This window comes from Veillonella seminalis (genome assembly GCF_003992065.1).
Taxonomy (GTDB): Bacteria; Bacillota; Negativicutes; order Veillonellales; family Veillonellaceae; genus Veillonella_A; species Veillonella_A seminalis.
Genome location: NZ_RQUZ01000008.1, coordinates 76,444 through 95,789, shown reverse-complemented (window position 1 = coordinate 95,789; position 19,346 = coordinate 76,444). Strand labels below are relative to the sequence as shown.

General features: G+C 42.9%; 17 protein-coding genes and 1 tRNA gene. 12 read left to right on the top strand and 6 right to left on the bottom strand.

All coding sequences use genetic code 11. The annotated features are described in order from the left end of the window. The first annotated feature begins 85 nt into the window (after positions 1-85). Entirely contained in the window at positions 86-766 is a 681-nt protein-coding gene (locus EO126_RS06695) for a Crp/Fnr family transcriptional regulator (RefSeq protein WP_006555909.1), read from the top strand. Between the two features lie 91 nt (positions 767-857). Here EO126_RS06695 and EO126_RS06690 read toward each other — a convergent pair whose 3' ends face one another. Continuing rightward, a complete protein-coding gene (locus tag EO126_RS06690) occupies positions 858-2,309 on the bottom strand; it encodes a PepSY-associated TM helix domain-containing protein (protein ID WP_127008107.1) in 1,452 nt (483 codons plus the stop codon). A gap of 345 nt (positions 2,310-2,654) precedes the next feature. On the opposite strand from EO126_RS06690, the gene EO126_RS06685 reads away from it, so the two are divergent. From EO126_RS06685 to EO126_RS10730, 11 genes are all read left to right on the top strand, one after another. Beyond that, positions 2,655-6,395, top strand: a complete 3,741-nt coding sequence (locus tag EO126_RS06685; RefSeq protein WP_127008105.1) for a nitrate reductase subunit alpha — start codon at positions 2,655-2,657, stop codon at positions 6,393-6,395. Beyond that, positions 6,385-7,866 carry a nitrate reductase subunit beta gene (gene narH, locus EO126_RS06680; RefSeq protein ID WP_127008103.1) on the top strand — a complete coding sequence of 494 codons (1,482 nt, stop codon included), beginning with the start codon at positions 6,385-6,387 and terminating at the stop codon, positions 7,864-7,866. Before EO126_RS06685 ends, narH begins: the two co-directional genes overlap by 11 nt. Then, complete coding sequence (narJ, locus tag EO126_RS06675; RefSeq protein WP_164726710.1) at positions 7,859-8,428, top strand: nitrate reductase molybdenum cofactor assembly chaperone; 570 nt, start codon at positions 7,859-7,861, stop codon at positions 8,426-8,428. Before narH ends, narJ begins: the two co-directional genes overlap by 8 nt. Continuing rightward, the gene (narI, locus tag EO126_RS06670) at positions 8,425-9,087 is read left to right on the top strand and encodes a respiratory nitrate reductase subunit gamma (protein WP_006555914.1); all 663 of its coding nucleotides are present in this window, start codon (positions 8,425-8,427) and stop codon (positions 9,085-9,087) included. The genes narJ and narI overlap by 4 nt, the downstream gene beginning before the upstream one ends. Before the next feature lie 688 nt (positions 9,088-9,775). Further along, entirely contained in the window at positions 9,776-10,618 is an 843-nt protein-coding gene (locus tag EO126_RS06665) for a fumarate hydratase (RefSeq protein ID WP_127008099.1), read from the top strand. A 21-nt stretch (positions 10,619-10,639) separates the two neighbouring features. Beyond that, entirely contained in the window at positions 10,640-11,206 is a 567-nt protein-coding gene (locus tag EO126_RS06660; protein ID WP_127008097.1) for a Fe-S-containing hydro-lyase, read from the top strand. 478 nt (positions 11,207-11,684) lie between these two features. Beyond that, the gene (locus EO126_RS06655) at positions 11,685-13,781 is read left to right on the top strand and encodes a heavy metal translocating P-type ATPase (protein WP_127008095.1); all 2,097 of its coding nucleotides are present in this window, start codon (positions 11,685-11,687) and stop codon (positions 13,779-13,781) included. A gap of 239 nt (positions 13,782-14,020) precedes the next feature. After that, the gene (locus tag EO126_RS06650; RefSeq protein ID WP_006555918.1) at positions 14,021-14,977 is read left to right on the top strand and encodes a magnesium transporter CorA family protein; all 957 of its coding nucleotides are present in this window, start codon (positions 14,021-14,023) and stop codon (positions 14,975-14,977) included. Between the two features lie 73 nt (positions 14,978-15,050). Continuing rightward, positions 15,051-15,605: a LemA family protein gene (locus EO126_RS06645; protein ID WP_006555919.1), complete on the top strand. Its 555-nt coding sequence runs from the start codon at positions 15,051-15,053 to the stop codon at positions 15,603-15,605. 84 nt (positions 15,606-15,689) lie between these two features. Further along, positions 15,690-16,484 carry a TPM domain-containing protein gene (locus EO126_RS06640; RefSeq protein ID WP_006555920.1) on the top strand — a complete coding sequence of 265 codons (795 nt, stop codon included), beginning with the start codon at positions 15,690-15,692 and terminating at the stop codon, positions 16,482-16,484. A gap of 127 nt (positions 16,485-16,611) precedes the next feature. Further along, entirely contained in the window at positions 16,612-16,764 is a 153-nt protein-coding gene (locus EO126_RS10730) for a hypothetical protein (protein WP_006555921.1), read from the top strand. Between the two features lie 174 nt (positions 16,765-16,938). Here the strand turns inward: EO126_RS10730 and EO126_RS06635 are convergent. From EO126_RS06635 to EO126_RS06615, 5 genes are all read right to left on the bottom strand, one after another. Then, positions 16,939-17,014, bottom strand: a tRNA-Thr gene (locus tag EO126_RS06635). Between the two features lie 253 nt (positions 17,015-17,267). Continuing rightward, the gene (locus tag EO126_RS06630) at positions 17,268-18,140 is read right to left on the bottom strand and encodes a metallophosphoesterase (protein ID WP_127008093.1); all 873 of its coding nucleotides are present in this window, start codon (positions 18,138-18,140) and stop codon (positions 17,268-17,270) included. 62 nt (positions 18,141-18,202) lie between these two features. Further along, positions 18,203-18,412 (bottom strand): hypothetical protein, encoded by a 210-nt coding sequence (locus EO126_RS06625; RefSeq protein ID WP_127008091.1) that lies wholly within the window; start codon positions 18,410-18,412, stop codon positions 18,203-18,205. Positions 18,413-18,453: 41 nt separating this feature from the next. Next, positions 18,454-18,648: a winged helix-turn-helix transcriptional regulator gene (locus EO126_RS06620; RefSeq protein WP_006555924.1), complete on the bottom strand. Its 195-nt coding sequence runs from the start codon at positions 18,646-18,648 to the stop codon at positions 18,454-18,456. Positions 18,649-18,936: 288 nt separating this feature from the next. Then, positions 18,937-19,308, bottom strand: coding sequence for a pyridoxamine 5'-phosphate oxidase family protein (locus EO126_RS06615; protein WP_006555925.1), 372 nt, complete (start codon positions 19,306-19,308; stop codon positions 18,937-18,939). Between the last annotated feature and the right edge of the window lie 38 nt (positions 19,309-19,346).

The window sequence follows — 19,346 nt, the reverse complement described above, 5'->3', positions numbered from 1 at the left end:
TAGATATATAGTATGCTATAATAGAATAGGTAATGCTTTTAGGGAAAAGGCGTTTTTAGAATAGATTACAACTGAGGTGTTACGTATGAAGTATACGTTTGATATGGTACAGGATCTGCGGGTATTACGCGGTATTAATGAAGCGGAATTTAAGACGTTATTGCAGACTGTAGGTGCTTTTACCAAGAAAACTAAAAAAGGAGCCTATATAACGCTTGCCGATGAAGAGGTGTGCTGCGTAAGCGTGATTTTAAAAGGTACGGTCCACATGATGAGTGAAGATATTTGGGGGAATCGGTCGATTTTGGTGTTTATGAATCGCGGTGATTTATTCGGTGAATCTTTTGCCTGCAGTTCTCATCAAGTGTCACTGGTTAACTTTTACGCCGCTTCCGATGTGACGGCACTGTATATTCCGTTCGATAAATTATTGTCACTGTCTGCCAACGATTCCGGCGCGTATCGTCAGTTGGTGCAGAATATTATGACACTCATTGCCGATAAAAATGTGCGAATTTTGCAAAAGTTGGAAATTGTATCCAAGCGTAATTTGCGTGATAAGTTGATGGCTTACTTTTCCTATATGGCAAAAGCCTGGGGCAGCATGGAATTTGATGTGCCGCTTGGCCGTGTAGCACTCAGTGAGTATCTTTGTGTAGATCGCAGTGCGTTAACTCGGGAGCTGTCGCGTATGCAGGACGACGGTTTGATCGAATTTGAAAAAAATCATTTTAAAATTTTAGCACCGGTCGATTCATTGGCATAATCTACTTGTTTTATCGGATAACTTAAATAAATGTAAAAAGAGCGACGAATTTTCGTCGCTCTTTTAGTTTGCATTTTTGATGTATTTAATATTATCTTCTTATCAAGATATAAACCATATCCAATAGTGGTAAAATCATCGCTACTAAAGCAATTTCGTTATGATACGGTATAGTCGTCAATGGAATCCACATGCCGATGATGGTTAAGACAGACCAGGCAATCGGGCGGGTCCATGTGTTGGTTTGAGTACTGATAACAGTTGTTGCCGCGGAAACTTTATTGGTATTGGACGGAGCCGATTGAGTTTTAAGCCAAGACGTCCATTTGCCCCAACGTTGGAAGGTTAAGAAGGCACCAAATAGGGAAGCCACACTTAACACAACCATCCAAATGCCCCAAACAATTTTTAGGGCCATCGTATTGTGATTATGAATATGTAAATTGATGAGCGTTGTTAAGCCGGTGAAGTACCATGGAATCGGTTGCGAATAGAAATGGTCTTGTTGACCGTCTTTATATAAGTTGGCGTATATCGGCTGCCCTAAGAATAAAGCCGGATCTTCATCGTTTTCACGACCTAAATAGAAGGCATAATGCTGTCCGTTAAATCGGGACGGATAATCCATGGAAATCAAGAGCTGGCCCGGATATTTGGCTTGTACACGGAAAATTGCTTCGGATGGTGTTAAAATATCAGATTTCTGAGTACTCAATTCGATTTTGGCATTGTAGGCCACATCCTTATTATAGTTGTCGTTTAAGATAAAGAAGGCGGCAATACCGGTACCGGAAATGCTGAGAATAAAACCGAAAATAACGGTTAACATCATTAACTCGCGATGCAAATTGGCAAAACGACTGCGCAAGGACTCTTTGAAAGAATGAGGTTTTGCGGTATTGTCGGTTACTGCGGTAGTGGTGGTGTCGGTATTTGTACCGGCGGTATTGGCTGCAACAGGGTTAACTTTTTGATTTTGCAACATAGCTCTACGCAATTTCGCTGCTTTGGAGAATGGTCCGTATAAAAAAGCACCACTGGCGACGGCCAAACCGCAGATTAAGGAAATAATACCGATGAGATATAAGCCTAATCTATCTAAAGCTAAGCGCGTGTGTAATTCATGGAGCGCATGCATTACGGTACGAATCGGTGTAACGGTAACCTTGCCGCTTTGCGGTTGCATCAACTGTTGGCTGTGCGGATTATAGATGATATAATCACCGCCCATCCCCATGCGGGCACGCGGTTCATGGGTGTTGTTTTTATCGATGATGCGGTAGCGCAACAGATGAGAGCCCATAGCCGGTGAAATATTCAAGATTTCTTTAGTCGGATATTTCTGAGTAAATTGGGCAGCCCCTTGATCGGCACCGTCCCAGAGAGTGTTAATATTCATAGGCGCCGCACCCATGGCGTGGTTATTACCTTGAATTTCTGTTCTGAATAATAAGATTAATCCGGTGATACAGAGCATAAAGAAAAAGAGGAAAGAAAATATGCTGAGATATCTGTGTATTTTGTAAAACGTTGGTGTTTTCATAGGAACACTCCTTTCGTTGCTATTATAGACCTCTAAAATCAGTCTTTCAAGCAATTTTCCCTTCGTATGAAAAATCTACATAAAAGAGTGGAATTGTGTTGTATAAATTCCAAAGAAATTCAAATTATTGGGGTGATTTACTATTTATTTAATTTGAACAGAATTTTTATTGATGTCAGAAATATGATGCTTTAATTGATATTAAAATTTTATAAATATCAAGATAATTTGATAGTTATAAGTGCTTAATGTATTTTTGGATTAAATTTATAAATATATGTGATTTAAATCACATATAAACCGTGTCTCCTTTGGTATGCTGAAAGTAACAAGGAGGGACAACGCATGAATACGTTTTTTAAAAAATTTTCCTATCTAAAACCTAAAAATAAAAGTGAATCAGGCCATCAAGCCGTGTATCAAGGCGGCCGTGACTGGGAGTCCATGTATCGTAACCGTTGGTCATATGACAAAGTGGTGCGCTCCACACATGGGGTTAACTGCACCGGTTCCTGCAGTTGGAATGTTTTTGTCAAAAACGGTATCGTGACGTGGGAAAATCAAAATCATGATTATCCTGAAACAAGTCCCGATATGCCTGATTTCGAACCGCGCGGCTGTCCGCGTGGTGCTTCGTTCTCTTGGTATATGTACAGCCCGTTGCGTGTAAAATATCCGTATGTTCGCGGTGAATTGGCGGATATGTGGCGTGAAGCCAAAAAAGAACATCCGAATGCGTTAGAAGCGTGGAAATCTATCGTTACGGATCCTGAAAAAACCAAACGCTATAAGTCCGCCCGCGGTATGGGTGGCTTTGTGCGTTCTACTTGGGATGAAGCGTCTGAAATTGCGGCTGCATCCATGCTCTATACGGTACAGAACTATGGTCCCGACCGCAACTTCGGTTTCTCGCCGATTCCGGCCATGTCCATGTTGAGTTATGCTGCCGGCGCTCGTTTTATGAACCTCATGGGAGGTGCCTGCCTCAGCTTCTACGATTGGTATGCCGATTTACCGCCGGCCAGTCCACAGGTATGGGGCGAACAGACCGACGTACCGGAAAGTAGTGACTGGTACAATGCCGGTTACATCATTACTTGGGGTTCCAACGTTCCGCAGACCCGTACACCGGATGCTCACTTCTTAACGGAAGTGCGTTACAAAGGTACCAAAGTTATTTCCGTTTCACCGGATTATGCTGAATCTACAACGGCTGCCGACACTTGGCTTAATGTAAAAGCCGGTTCTGATGCGGCACTCGCTATGGCCATGGGTCATGTTATTTTAAAAGAATACTATGTAGATAACCAGACTCCAATGTTCCTCGACTACGCTAAACGTTATACGGACTTCCCGTTCCTCGTTCGCTTGGATGAAAAAGACGGCAAGTTCACGGCCGGTCATTTCTTGACGGCTAAAGTCATGGGCGATTTGTCGAAACATAGCGAATTTAAATATTATGTGCTCGACGAAAAGAGCGATAAATTAGTTATCCCTAACGGCCAAATGGGTCATCGTTGGAGCGACAAGACAAAATGGAATTTAAAACTCGAAAACAGTGAAACAGGCGAACCTATCAGCCCTAAATTGTCCTTCATTGATGAAAAGGATGATTTGAAAACAGTCAGCTTACCGTTCTTCGGTCACTTGGACAATACGGCCACCTTATCCCGTTGTGTGCCGGTAAAACGCATGAAGACGGCTGACGGCGAAGTATATGTAACGACTGTTTATGATTTATTACTTGCTAACTACGGTGTTGACCGCGGTCTCGGCGGTGAAGTGAATGTTAACTATGAAAGTGATACTCCATTCACGCCGGCATGGCAGGAAAAATATACCGGTATCAAACCGGACATGGTGATTCATACGGCTCGTGAATTTGCCGATAATGCCATTGCGACCAAAGGTCGTTCCCTCATCATCATGGGCGGCGGCATTAACCACTGGTTCCATGCGGACATTATTTATCGTGCCGTGTTGAACCTCGTGCTTTTCTGTGCCTGCGAAGGTAAGAACGGCGGCGGTTGGGCTCACTATGTAGGTCAGGAAAAATTGCGTCCGGCCGAAGGTTGGGGCGCTATCATGACTGCTAAAGACTGGCAGCCGGTGCCTCGTTTGCAGAACGGTACATCCTTCTTCTATTTCGCCACCGACCAATGGCGTAGTGATGAAATGGATACTAACGATTTAACATCGGCTCTTGTAGAACCACGTTATTGTCATGTAGGTGACTACAATGTATTGGCAGCTCGTTTGGGTTGGTTACCATCCTATCCTACGTTTAAGACTAGCAGTGCCGATATTTATAAAAACGCGGCTAAAGCGGGTTACACCGAATTTGGCGATGTGAAGAATTTCGTAGCACAACAGCTTAAAAATAAAGAGTTGGAATTTGCCGTACAGGACCCGGATGCACCGGAAAACTTCCCACGCAACCTTATCGTATGGCGTGCCAACCTTATTACGTCGTCCTCCAAGGGCCACGAATACTTTATGAAACACTTACTCGGTACGAAAGACGGGCTCCTTGAATCGGACACGCCGGCTGTTAAACCGACCGAAATTAAATGGCGTGAAGAAGCAGGTAAGGGTAAACTCGATTTGCTCATTGACCTGGATTTCCGTATGGCCGGTTCGGCGCTCTATTCGGATATCGTGCTTCCTACCGCTACATGGTATGAAAAGACCGACTTATCCTCTACCGATATGCATCCGTTCGTGCATCCGTTCCAGCCGGCCGTAGATCCGGGCTGGGAAGCTAAGACGGACTGGGATATTTTCTTAACTTTGGGCCAAGCTGTTTCTAAGCTTGCTAAAGAAGTGAATATGCCGGTATATCGCGATATGGTAGCTACCCCGTTAGGGCATGACTCGGAAGCCGAATTGGCACAGCCGGGCGGCGTTGTTAAAGACTGGAGCCGCAGTGAATGTGATCCGATTCCGGGCAAAACCATGCCGCAACTCGTAGAAGTGGAACGCGATTATACGCGTATTTTTGAAAAACAACGTTCCTTAGGACCTAATTTGGCTAACGGTACAGTCGGTGCTCACGGTATTGCCGTTAACATTGCTGAACAATACGAAGAACTTAAAGCACGTAATGGTGTTATTCGCAGCCGTGCTCAAGGCTCTACCGCTCCTGAGGGCGCTACCGACGGTGCCTGTCGTGTGATTTCCACGACTGATGATGTAGGCGCCGGTTGTCCTTCTATTGAAGATGCATACCATGCCTGTCAGGCTGTTTTGACCTTGTCATCCGCAACGAATGGTGCCGTAGCTCATAAGAGCTGGGCGAAAGCGGAAGAGCTCACCGGTCTTAAAGATTTAACGAAAATGACGGGTGGTCGCAGCGGTGAAAAGATTACCTTTGAAGATATCGTAGCGCAGCCGCGACTCGTTATCAGTACACCTATTTTCACCGGTAACGGCAAAGATAATCGTCGTTATACGCCGTTTACCAATAATGTGGAATTGCTCATGCCGTTCCGTACGATTACAGGCCGTCAGTCCTACTTCCTTGACCACGACATCATGGCGGAATGGGGCGAACAGATGGCGACGTTCAAACCGATTTTGGCCTATGCACCTATGCGTGAAAGCTTGCCGAATGACGGTGTTCGTGAAATTACACTTAAATACTTAACGCCGCACAACAAGTGGAGTATTCACAGTATGTACTTTGATACGCCGCATATGTTGACCTTGTTCCGCGGCGGTCAATCCGTATGGCTCAATGAAGATGATGCCAATGAAATCGGCGTGGCCGACAATGACTGGATTGAATTATATAACAGCAATGGTGTTGTAGCATCCCGTGCCGTAGTAACACCGCGTATTCCGCGCGGTCTCGTTTACATGCATCATGCGCAGGATCGTCACATTAATGTACCGGGCACATCGCTTACAGGCGGTCGTGGCGGTACCCACAATACACCGACACGTATTCATATGAAACCAACCCATATGATTGGGGGCTACGGTCAATTGAGTTATGGGTTTAACTATTACGGACCTACCGGTAATCAGCGCGACATGCTTGTGGTAGTGCGTAAGATGAAGGAGGTTGATTGGCTTGAAGATTAAAGCACAAATTTCGATGGTCATGAATTTAGATAAATGTATCGGCTGTCATACTTGTTCGATTACTTGTAAAAATACGTGGACAAACCGCGAAGGTGCGGAATACATGTATTTTAACAATGTAGAAACAAAACCGGGCATCGGCTATCCGAAACATTGGGAAGACCAGAATCATTGGAAAGGCGGCTGGATTTTAAAAGACGGCAAGTTGCAATTGGCAACAGGCTCCAAAGGCAATCGTCTGATGAAACTCTTTTTCCATCCGGAACAACCGGAGTTAAAAGATTATTTCGAGCCATGGACCTATGACTATGAAACTTTAATTCACTCCAAACGTAAAAACAATCAGCCGGTGGCACGTCCCCGCTCTTTGATTACGAAGGAAAAAATGGAAATTGAATGGGGCCCTAACTGGGAAGATGATTTGGCCGGCGGTAATACGGCTCGTGCCGATGTGAACCTGCAAAAAATGGGTCAAAACATCGCCCTCGACTTCCACGATATCTTTATGAAATACTTACCTCTTCTTTGCAATCATTGCTTGAATCCGGCTTGTGTGGCTTCTTGTCCGTCCGGTGCCATCTACAAACGTGACGAAGACGGCGTTGTCCTCATTTCGCAAGATGTGTGCCGCGGCTGGCGCCATTGCGTACCTGCTTGTCCGTACAAAAAAATCTATTATAACTGGCAGACCAATAAAGCTGAAAAATGTGTATTCTGTTATCCTCGTTTGGAAAACGGTTTGCCTCAGATTTGTGCCGATACCTGCGTAGGCCGCATGCGTTATGTAGGTGTATTGCTCTATGATATGGATAAAGTGGAAGCGGTAGCTTCTACAGAAAATCCGCAGGATATTTATGACAATATGCTCGATGTATTGCTCGATCCGCATGATCCTGCAGTTGCTAAAGCAGGAAAAGAGCAGGGGATTCCCGATAATTGGATTAAAGCGGCTAAAGAATCACCGGTGTTTCGCCTCATTAAAGAGTGGAAAATTGCGTTACCGCTCCATGCGGAATATCGTACGGTACCGATGGTTTGGTACGTGCCGCCAATGAGTCCGATTTTACACAAACAGGCTGCTTCGGTGCATTTCCCTGAAGCGGAAGCTATGCGTATTCCGGTGGCTTATTTGGCCCAGTTATTGGCAGCGGGTAATGAAGCGGTTATTCGCCGTGTGCTGGATACCTTACTTGATTTACGTCGTTATATGCAAATGCGTACGCACGGTGAAGAAACCGCTGAGTTTGAAGCTAAATACGGTGAACATACTTTATATGATATGTATCGCTTGCTCGGTATTGCTAAATACCGCGATCGTTTTCGTATTCCGGCCGGTGTTAATGCTTCGCAGGAAGAAAAGCGCTTACATCAAGGCGTAGGGGGCTTCAGTGATTGTGCCTTTGGCGGTTGCGGCGGTTCCGCTCCGAGTGCTTCCGGTTGCAACGGTTGTGCCGGAGGTGGCCATGAGTAAGACTATGGAAACAATGAATCAAGTTGTGCCGGATCAAACTACCTTAGATAAAGAAGCTTTGCAATTGAGTGCTTATTTGTTAAGCTATCCTTCCGCAGAATGGCGCGAAGCCTTGCCGGACGTGCAAACGGCCTGGCGTGCTTGGACGGACAGCCCTCTAAAAGAAAGTCTCGGTGCCGTGCTTGATTATATCCTCAATGAACAGCCTCGTGAGTATGAAGATGAATATGTACGCGTTTTTGACTTCAGCGGTAATACCAATATGTATTTAACATCTTATGATGCTACCAATACGGAGGAACAGGCGTCGGAATTATTAGTGTATAAAGAATTTTTTCAAAAACACGGTTATGACATTGCTCGGGAGTTGCCGGATTATGTGCCGGCTCTTCTCGAGTTGTGCAGTACCTTAGAACCTGTTGAGGCTTTGGAAATTTTACAACATGGCAAAGAAGCTTTGACAACACTCCGTCAGCGACTCATTGACGGTAAACAGGTTCATGCTTTTGTGCTTGATGTAGTATTACAGATTGTAGAACGTTGGGAGGGAACTTTAGGATGAGTGAATTTGTTTGGGTTGCCTTACCCTATCTTGCGTTTACCTTTTTAGTATTCGGTTCGGCCGTTCGTTATACCGTGTCGGAGCGGACGTGGACTACGAAGTCCAGTGAGTTTTTAGAGAAAAAACAGCTTCGCATTGCTGGTCCTTTATTCCATTTTGCATTGCTCCTCGTATTCTTAGGACACGTAGGCGGGATCTTGGTGCCTCAAGAAGTAACGGAAATGTTTGGTGTTAACGAACATCTCTATCATATGGGTGCTCTTTATATCGGCGGTGTGGCCGGGATTTTATTAATCTTAGGCTTCTTGCTTCTTATGAAACGTCGTTTTACGTCCGTTTATATGAAAGTCAATACATCGTCCATGGACGTGTGGCTCTTCTTATTCTTGGGACTCACTATTTTGACGGGATTTGCAGGTACAATGCTTAATGCGGACGGCGCTTTTAACTATCGTGAGTATATCGGACCATGGTTCCGCAGTTTGCTTATTATGCATCCGCAGCCGGAATTGATGAACAATATACCGATTATGTTTAAGGTGCACATGTTCTCGTGGATGGCTGTTTGCTTTATCTTCCCGTTCAGTCGTTTGGTACATTGCTTGAGCTTCCCGTTCTTGTATTTGTGGCGCAGCGCTATCGTATATCGCCGGCGCTAAGAATTGGTAGTAATGTGTGATATTATAATACGTATATAGTTATATATAGTAAAAAACTTGGAGGTCCTCTGTGTGGGGGCCTCTTTTCTATTAATTTAATGATTAATTTAGTGAATAGGTTATACCGATTGAGTATAGGTGTCCGTAAAACGTCAAAAAATAGGGCGGATTGTTCGGATTTTTTGTTTGTTGAGCGTCAAAAATTAGAAATTAAAATATATAATTGGTAATTATTATCAATAATAGAAGCGCGTAAATAGGAATTGTGAAATTTGATTTTTTAGAAAAATTAATAGAAGGGAATTATTTAGTACAAAAAGTACGTCTCTGAATTATGGGTGTGTACAGAAAAAACGAATGTGCTTAACACAAAAATATAGAGGTTTATGCAATAGAGTGTAAGAGGGGGTATATAAAAGACTAATGTTTATGCGGATGGGAATTTTCGACCGTTATTAAATGTATATTCTATGCATATTAATACCTGAATATGACAAAACAAGTGTACTTTATCTATATCGAATGTCACTGAAGTGTTATAATCATCGTAATTTTTAAGATTTTGTGAATAGTTCTCATTATACATAAATACTTGATTAAACTGCATAGACTGCGTTTGAAAGCACTCTTGATGTGTGCTATGATTAAGTCATCAGAAAATCTCGTTTTAAGTTGAGGAGGGATTACTTTGCGTACTATCGACGTAGCAAAAGTGACGGAAACAGTAGCCCAAATGTGTAAAAATGCGGCTTACTATTTACCACAAGACGTATATGAAGGTTTAAAAGCCGGTCGTGAAACAGAAAAATCTCCGGTTGGTTGTGTTGTATTAGACCAAATCATTAAAAATGCTGAAATCGCTCGTGAAGAAGATCGCCCTATCTGCCAGGATACCGGTTACACTATCGTATTCTTGGAAGTAGGTCAGGACGTTCATTTCGAAGGTGGGGACTTACAGCAGGCTATTCAAGACGGCGTTGCTAAAGGTTATGTAGAAGGTTATTTACGTAAATCCGTAGTGGCAGAACCTTTATTTAACCGTAAAAACACCGGTAACAACACTCCTTGTATCATCTATACAAGCATCGTACCGGGCGACAAAGTTAAAATCGACATGGAACTTAAAGGTTTCGGTTCCGAAAATAAATCCGGCGTAAAAATGTTGGTGCCTGCAGACGGCGTTGAAGGCGTTAAAAATGCAGTTATGGAAATCGTTAAAAAAGCAGGTCCTAACCCATGCCCTCCAATGGTTCTTGGTGTAGGTATCGGCGGTACTATGGACTATGCAGCTTTACTTTCCAAAAAAGCATTGCTTCGTTCCACTAAAAAACGCAACGATATGCCTGAATATGCTAAATTAGAAGAAGAATTGTTGGAAATGATCAACAAAACCGGTATCGGACCTCAGCTTGGTGGTACCACTACAGCATTAGCAGTTAACATCGAATGGGCCGCTACCCATATTGCCGGTCTTCCTGTAGCCGTGACAATTTGCTGCCATGCAAGCCGTCATGCCGAAGAAATCATTTAATTCAAGGGGAGGAAGATAACAATGGCTGAATCAAAAACTATTCATATTACGACACCTTTAACTGAAGAAGTGTCCAGAACATTAAGAGCCGGCGATAGCGTATTAATTACCGGTAAAATTTACAGTGCTCGTGACGCTGCTCATAAAGTTATGACTGAAGCTTTAGCACGTGGCGAAGAACTTCCTATCGATTGGCACGACAAAATCGTTTACTATCTTGGACCATCCCCTGCAAAACCAGGCGACCCAATCGGTGCAGCCGGCCCTACAACTTCCGGTCGTATGGACGCTTACACCCCAACAATGATCGATCAGGGTATTAAAGGCATGGTAGGTAAAGGTTCCCGCTCTAAAGAAGTAGTTGAATCCATGAAGAAAAATGGTGTAACTTACTTCGCAGCAGTTGGTGGCGCCGCTTCCTTGATTGCTAAATCCATTAAAGACTATAAAGTTATTGCTTACGGTGACTTAGGTCCTGAAGCTTTGGCTGAATTGACTGTTGAAGATTTCCCTTGCATCGTTGTTATCGACAGCGAAGGTAATGACTTCTACAAAATCGGTCAAGAACCTTATCGTCAAGAAGACTAATTGCATTAGTCGGATAAGCGAATAGCAATATCCGAATTAAACTAATAATAGTATATAACTGAGAGCCTCGCTCGACCGTAAGGGCGAGGTTGCTCAGCTGTATAATGTAACATAACACTGCATTCCAACAAAAGTGGTTACACGTTAAAACACGGCTTTTTAAGCTGTGTTTTTTGTTTTTAGAGATAATGAGTAAAATAAGTGCCTATGCATATTTTTCAGTATTAATTACTGAATATATCTAATAGTTATAGTCTTCTATTTTTATATTGACAAGCGATTCCAAAGACTCTATAATTAAATTATAGAAACATATGAATAGTTGTTCATATGTTGTGTCGAATAATAATAAGGCGATATAAAAGACGTATTTAGAGCGATATATGATGCTTAAAAGAAGGCGAATTCTTTGACCGATGAGCAACGTATACAAAGGGATTAACATTAATTTAGTCTGTAAAGATATAAGGAGACAGCAATGGAACGCATTTTATTACTCAAAAATTTAACATGTGCGAATTGTGCCGCTAAAATCGAAGACAAGATTAAGAAGTTGGAAACAGTCAGTCAGGCTTCGTTTTCCGTAGGGACACAACAACTTCGAATCACATCGACGGTGCCTGACACCAATGATTTGATTACCGAAATTCAGGGAATTTGTGATTCCATTGAAGCTGGTGTTGACGTACAGCTTTACGAACGTAAGGCTAAAGGTGCTCATGATCATCATGACCACGACCATGCTCACGGCGGTGGGCTCGTAAGCATTATCATCGGTATCGTTGTAATGCTCGTGCATGCTTTTGTAGATGGTATTCCGGAAGAGATTGAATTCGGAGTGCTTATTGCCACCTATTTATTGCTCGGGTGGGGCGTTTTATGGAATGCGATTAAAAATATCGGTTCCGGTCAGATTTTTGATGAAAACTTCCTTATGAGTGTGGCTACCTTGGGGGCCGTAATTATCGGTGAAATGCCGGAAGCGGTAGGCGTTATGCTCTTCTATCGTATCGGTACCTATTTTGAAGAAAAAGCAACGGCTCGTAGCCGCAGTGCTATTATGGATGCCGTTGATATGCGTCCGGAACAAGTTCGCGTAGTAGATGAAAACGGTAATTCTAGAGTCGTAAGCCCCGAAGAAGTGCGCATCGGTCAGACCATCGAAGTCATCGCCGGCGAACGTATTCCGCTTGACGGTACTGTAATCGAAGGTACCACTCGAATTGACACCGCGCCTGTAACAGGTGAACCGGTGCCGGTTCAAGCAAAACCGGGCAGTGAAATTTTATCCGGTTGTATTAATCAAAGCGGCCGCATTTTGATGCGCGTCGATAAAGAATTAAAAGATTCCATGGTTACGCGTGTATTGGATGCCGTTGAAAATGCAGCAGCCACTAAACCACGTATCGACCGTTTTATTACTCGATTCGCGCGTGTGTATACACCAATCGTAGTTGTGTTGGCTGTTTTGGTAGCCGTAATTCCTTCTTTAATTACAGGCAACTGGAATTACTGGGTGTACACAGCCTTAACTTTCTTGGTAATCAGCTGTCCATGTGCCTTGGTGCTTAGCGTACCGCTCGCTTTCTTCTCCGGTATCGGTCGCGGTTCCCGTGCAGGTATTCTTTTCAAAGGTGGTTTATCCATGGAAGCTTTGCGCAATATTAAAGCCATCGCTATGGATAAAACAGGTACTTTGACCACCGGTGAATTCGCGGTACAATCTATTGCGACAGTTCAAGGTTTTGATGAAAACGATGTGTTGGCTAAAGCTGCTGCTTTGGAAGTGCGTTCTACGCATCCGGTAGCCGTAAGTATTGCTAACGAAGCTAAAAAACGTAATGTAACACTTGCTGAAGTGGCTGAACTCGAAGAATTATCCGGTCGCGGTATGACCGGCGTTGTAAACGGTGTCAAAGTAGCTGTTGGTAATCGCCGCTTATTCAATGAATTACAAATTACAGGTTATGGTGAACCGGCAAGCTACGGCAGTGAAGTTTTAGTGGCTCTCGACGGTCAATATGCAGGCACAATCTTGATTGCCGATGCTTTGAAAAAAGATACCAAATCTGCTGTAGCAGAACTTGCTAAACGCGGTTTACATACGATTATGCTTACCGGTGATACCAAAGCCGGTGCTGAATATATGGCTAAAGAAGCCGGTGTTGAAGCCGTTCGTGCCGAATTATTACCGGTAGATAAATTAAGTGTTATGAAAGAACTTCGTGAACAGTACGGTTCCACCATGTTCGTCGGTGACGGCATCAATGATGCGCCTGTATTGGCCGGTGCCGATGTGGGCGGTGCCATGGGTAGCGGTGCCGATGCGGCAATTGAAGCAGCCGATGTAGTATATATGCGCCCGAGCATCAGTTCTGTAGTTGAATCTATCGGTATTGCAAACAGTACGATTGCCATCGCTTGGCAAAACGTTGTTGTAGCCTTAGGTGTAAAAATCCTGGTTATGATTATGGGCCTCTTCGGTTATGCCAACATGTGGGTGGCCGTATTTGCCGACACGGGTGTATCCATTTTATGTATTTTGAACTCCATCCGCATTTTGTACAAAAAATAATGATTGGCTGGTTACAGGGGGCAGGGATGTATAGTATGCATCAAAAATGATAAAGTTTTCAAATTCTGCTGAAAAACTGAAATGAACGCCTCGTATGGCAAAATCGCTCTTGGGAAAAGACAAAATCGTCTATTTCTATCAAGAGCGATTTTTTCTTCTAAATTACGCGTTTATAGACTTGACGAACCTCTTAGATGTTGGATATGATGAAGTATAAGCTAATGAATGGGAGGTGGCGTATGCTCACGGTATATATACATGAAGAAGGCGAGCTTGTATCGGACTTAACAGTAGCCGATGCGGGCAAGGGTTCGTGGATTAATTTGGTGAATCCTGACCCCGATGAGCTATCGCTCGTCAATATCATGACGGAAATCCCTACGGACGTTTTGAAAACGGCATTAGATATGGAAGAACGTTCGCACGTGGAAATTGAAGAAAATTATATTTTTGTTGTTATCAATATTCCGGCCTTGCGTGGCAGTGACAGTTACGACACAGTGCCGCTCGGTATATTTTTGACACCGGATTTCTTCATCACCGTGTGTCTTGAAGAATCGGATGTGCTATATCCGTTTTTAAATAATCAAGTTGCGACGTTTTATACCTTTAAAAAAACACGCTTTTTGTTCCAAATCATGTATCGCACGGCTACATTGTTCCTGCGTTACTTGCAACAAATCAACCGCCGTACAGACGACATTGAAATTCAATTGCGCCATACGACCAAAAATAAAGACTTCTTCCAACTCTTAGAGTTACAGAAATCCATGACATATTTTACCTCCGCTTTGAAAACAAACGGTACGGTAATGGAGCGTATCTTGCGCCTTCGTAGTCATGAAGATGTCCGTCATTTGCTTAAAATGTATGAAGAAGACGAAGATTTATTGGAAGACGTTATTATCGAAAATAAACAGGCTATTGAAATGGTTGAAATGTATTCGAATATTCTCATGAATATGATGAACGCTTTTACATCTATTATTTCCAATAACTTGAACTTAGTTATGAAATTCTTGGCCGGTGTAACGATTATCTTATCAGTACCGACATTGATTTTCAGCCTATGGGGCGTTAACGTACCTGTGCCGTTTGCAGAAATGGGAGCCGAAGGTTTCCCGTTGGTAATCGGTATTTCTGTGGTACTTTCATTGATTGTAGGCATATTCCTTTGGAAAAATGACTTTTTATAAGTTAATGTATGTATGTCTGCGCGGCCCATGGATTGGGTCAGGTGCAGACTTTTTTATTATGAGGAGGATACTAATGAAAAAATCTTGGTTCATTTTGATTGCTGTTGTAATAGTTTTTGGCGCTTGGGTGGTAAGCGGCTATAACGGCTTGGTAGGCATGGATGAAGGTGTTAATAATAAATTGGCGCAGGTTCAAACACAGTTACAGCGTCGTAATGATTTGATTCCAAACTTGGTAAGCACTGTTAAAGGCTATGCTTCCCATGAACAGGCTGCTATTCAAGCTGTATCTGATGCCCGTGCCAAATTGGGCGGTGCTCGTACGGTAGAAGAAATGTCTCAGGCTGACGGTGAGTTATCCAGTGCTTTGAGTCGTTTGCTTATGATTACGGAAAACTATCCGAACCTAAAAGCGGATCAGAACTTCCGTGCTTTGCAGGATGAATTAGCCGGTACTGAAAACCGTATTGCTGTAGCTCGCAAAGACTACAATGACGAAGTTAATGTGTATAACTCCAAGGTTCGTACTTTCCCTACATCCTTGTATGCCGGCATGTTAGGCTTCCAACAGAAACCTTATTTCCAGGCTGACCAGAGTGCACAAGCTGCACCTAAAGTACAATTCTAATGTACTTTTATCGAGAATGTTTTGAAAAATTCTTTAGTAAAAGGACAAGCGATTGTATGAAAAACGGCAGGTTAGGAGGACGTGATGACGAGGATAATGCGTAAAAACAGCATTTTGAGAATCATCATGATGCTAATGGTCACGGCCATTGTCGCTTTGAATGCGTTGGTAGTTCAGGCAGCCGATATACCGGCTAAACCGCCGGCCGGCCAGTATGTAGTCGATCAGTCCAAAGTATTGTCGACGAAAGAGATACAAACTATCAATGCCATCGGCACACAGCTTGATCGTTCCGGTAAAGGGCAGTTGGCGGTCGTCGTAGTGCCAAGCTTCGGTGATGCGGCACCATCAGATTATGCCCTTAATGTATTGCGTGGTTGGGGCGTAGGTCACAGCGGTAAAGATGATGGTTTTGTGCTGGCTGTAGCTACGGAAGATAAGAAGATATTTCTCACCGTAGGTTATGGCTTGGAAGGCGATTTAAATGATGCCAAAATCGGTCAATTATTGGACACCTATGCCATACCGAGCTTTCGTCAGGGAGAATATGGAGCGGGCATAGTGAGAACTGTATGGCAAACGGCTCAAATCATATATCCGGACATCGGTAAAAAGAATCAGAATCCACAACAGACGCAGGATGATAACACGATTGAGTTGTCTTGGTGGCAGATATTGCTCATCGGTGGCGGGATTATTATATTCCTATTGATTGATATGACACTCTTTCGCGGTGAACTGACACGCATGTTGCTCACCATGTTCATCTTCCGCGGCGGTGGCGGCGGAGGTCGTGGCGGGTTCGGCGGCGGCAGCGGTCGCGGCGGTGGTTTTGGCGGCGGCTCCGGCGGTGGCGGTGGTGCCGGCCGAGGCTGGTAAAAAATAAAGTGATTTTTTATGAGTTCAGTAAAAATAGAATAGGAAAATAAAAAAGACGCCATATTCTTCCTTGCTGTTTGTTTGCGTAAGGAAATGATATGGCGTCCGTTAATTAGAAGGTTAGATTATGAAGCAGATAGAATCAGAAGAATATAAAGAAATACAGAAAAAACGATTTATGAAATTCATCGAGGTAGAAGACAGCTTGTTTGAAATTAATGGCTGGATTTCTGTTGCCGATTTTAAGGAAAATTATAGAAAAAGACAGCTTGAATCGTAATGTTATTTTATCCCCTTTTTGTTTTATACGTAAGGGGGCAAAAATAATGGACAAAAAATGAGGACAAAATTAAAGAAAAGAGGAATATTTCAAAATGCTGTGTAAAGGCATAAAGCCTTACGTTTACTGGTGCTATCAGCAGTTTGAAATATTCCTCTTAATTCAAAAATGGTTTGGAGCCGACAATAGGACTTGAACCTACGACCTACTCATTACGAATGAGCCGCTCTACCAACTGAGCTATGCCGGCATGACTACTTAGTTATTTTAGCGGATTTTAGAAGAAACGTCAAGAATGTAGAAGAAAAAGGTTGAAATTTTGAGCTCCATGAATTTCGGATGTACAAAAATAAAAGGCTGCCATGAAGATGCGGATTATGCATTTTCATGGTAGCCATTTTTACTACTTACTATATTTTTATTCTTTATTAATCTTTCAATTACTGTTCTTTTACATCAACGATTACATATTCGGACTTGGTACCGGTTTTGAATTGAATGGCTCACTCGGAAATGCCGGAGGTTACGATAAAGTTCGTATTGTCACGTTTTTCAATACCATAAAGACGGTCATTCTGCCCAATGCCAAACCACTGAATGATTTGCATGAGTGGAATCATTTGACCGCCATGGGTATGGCCGGATAATACGAGATCGGCACCGGCTTTGGCTTCGGCTGCATAATCGCGCGGCTGATGGTCGAGTACGATAGTATATTTGCTGTGATCGAGTGGTGCCATTAGATCGGCAATAGAGGCGCGAGATCCGCCAAAGTCAAATTCTTGAGAGGCGTCTTGGCGACCAACGAGATAGAAACGGTCGTCCAGTAAGATGCTTTCATCTTGAAGTACAATTACACCGTTTTTTTCGAGTTCGGCTACTAAATCATCGCCGCTAAAATCACGAATGCCAGGCTGATAGAGGGCTTTATCATGGTTGCCGAATACATAATAAACACCGTATGGGGTATTTACATCGCCCAAAGCCTGAGCGGCTTTAATCATTTCTGCTTTAGTGGTTCGTTCATCTACGAAGTCACCGGCGATGACAAGTAAATCCGGCTTAGCTTTTTCAATAGTTTTCAAATGCTCGGCTAAACCGTCTGCATCGAAGGTGGAACCTAAGTGGGAGTCACCAAAGAAGGCTACGCGTAAATTACCGACTTTTTTATCAGTGGTAACAGTGTATTCGGTTTGAGCTACATGATGAGCCTGATACCAACCTACACCGAGGTATACTACAGTAACGAGCACGCCCACAAGAGCAGCTGCGGAGCGGGAAATTGTAGCTAAATCAAACTTCATAGCCAGGACACGCAAAATCTCGGCGAGCCCCAGAAGAAACAGGCTGCCAAAAAGTATTAACCACATTGTCATATGAATTCCTCTCTTTTCTCAACGAGTAATAGTTGTTTAACATTGCAAATGCTGTTCGTCGGTTATTCTAAACTATCAGCCATTGCTTGACTGTAACTTTGAATGTATGTCTTAGTTAACGTAAGTAAGGTCTCCCTTTCTTCCGGAGTTAATTGTTTCATGGCAGATATTTCACAACTGTGAATTCGGTCCATGATTTCACGAGCTTTGGAGAGCCCTTCATCAGTAAGGTAGACCATTTTATTGCGGCGATCCTCCGGTACTTCTTCCAACTTAACCCAGCCGTTTTTTAAAAAAGTAGTTACAACAGCATTTACAGTTTGCTTTGGTAAAAAATACTGTCTGCAATTTCTTTCTGGGTACAATTTGGATTTTCATAAATTGTAGTCAATATATCCAACGCCGTATTCGATAGACCCATAGATTTAGCATAGGCTTCATAGGCTACTTGCCATTCGTTCAGTAAGTTACAGTACATAGCGATTTGTTCATGTATTGTTTGCTTCATTAAACACTCCATCATTTTTATATTCAGTAAATTTTAATTAACAAATTAGTATATCTTCCATTTAGTCTGAAATATTAATAGTCCATCAAGGGACTAATATATAATACATCGAATTTATTCGAAGTGTCGATGTTTTTTTGAATAAGTATCCTATATTATTTCGTGAATGATTGCATGAAAAAAGCCCACCGGAGTGGGCTTAGATAGTATATGCATACATTTATATACATGGAGTTATATACATGGAGTTATATATACAGTAATGCAAATATATGTATTAAATTGGAATTATAATAATTGTTTTGCCATTTCAGCTTTTACAGCCAAAACGCGTTTTAAGAATGGGAATTCAGCATACATTTCATCATAAATAGGACCTTCGCTGATGAAGCTGGCTGTACCTTCTACGCGGAAACCGGTACCTTGGTAGCCGTTGAAGCCTTCTACTTCACGAGCACCCATGGTTACGATAACGCGATTGTTTTTGGCAACGTCAGCTTCAGTGGAATTCATGCCGGCAGCCGGAATTAAGATTGTGTCGTCCTTAATTTTTAAATAGGAATTCCAAGTGTTGGTTACATGAGCTTCATTATCACTCCAAGTCGTAATGGAAATCACACCTTCGTGTTTTAATACTTCAAAGAATTTGTCCGGAAACATAGAGAATCCTCCTTTTTTCGTTCATTTATTCAAAATTT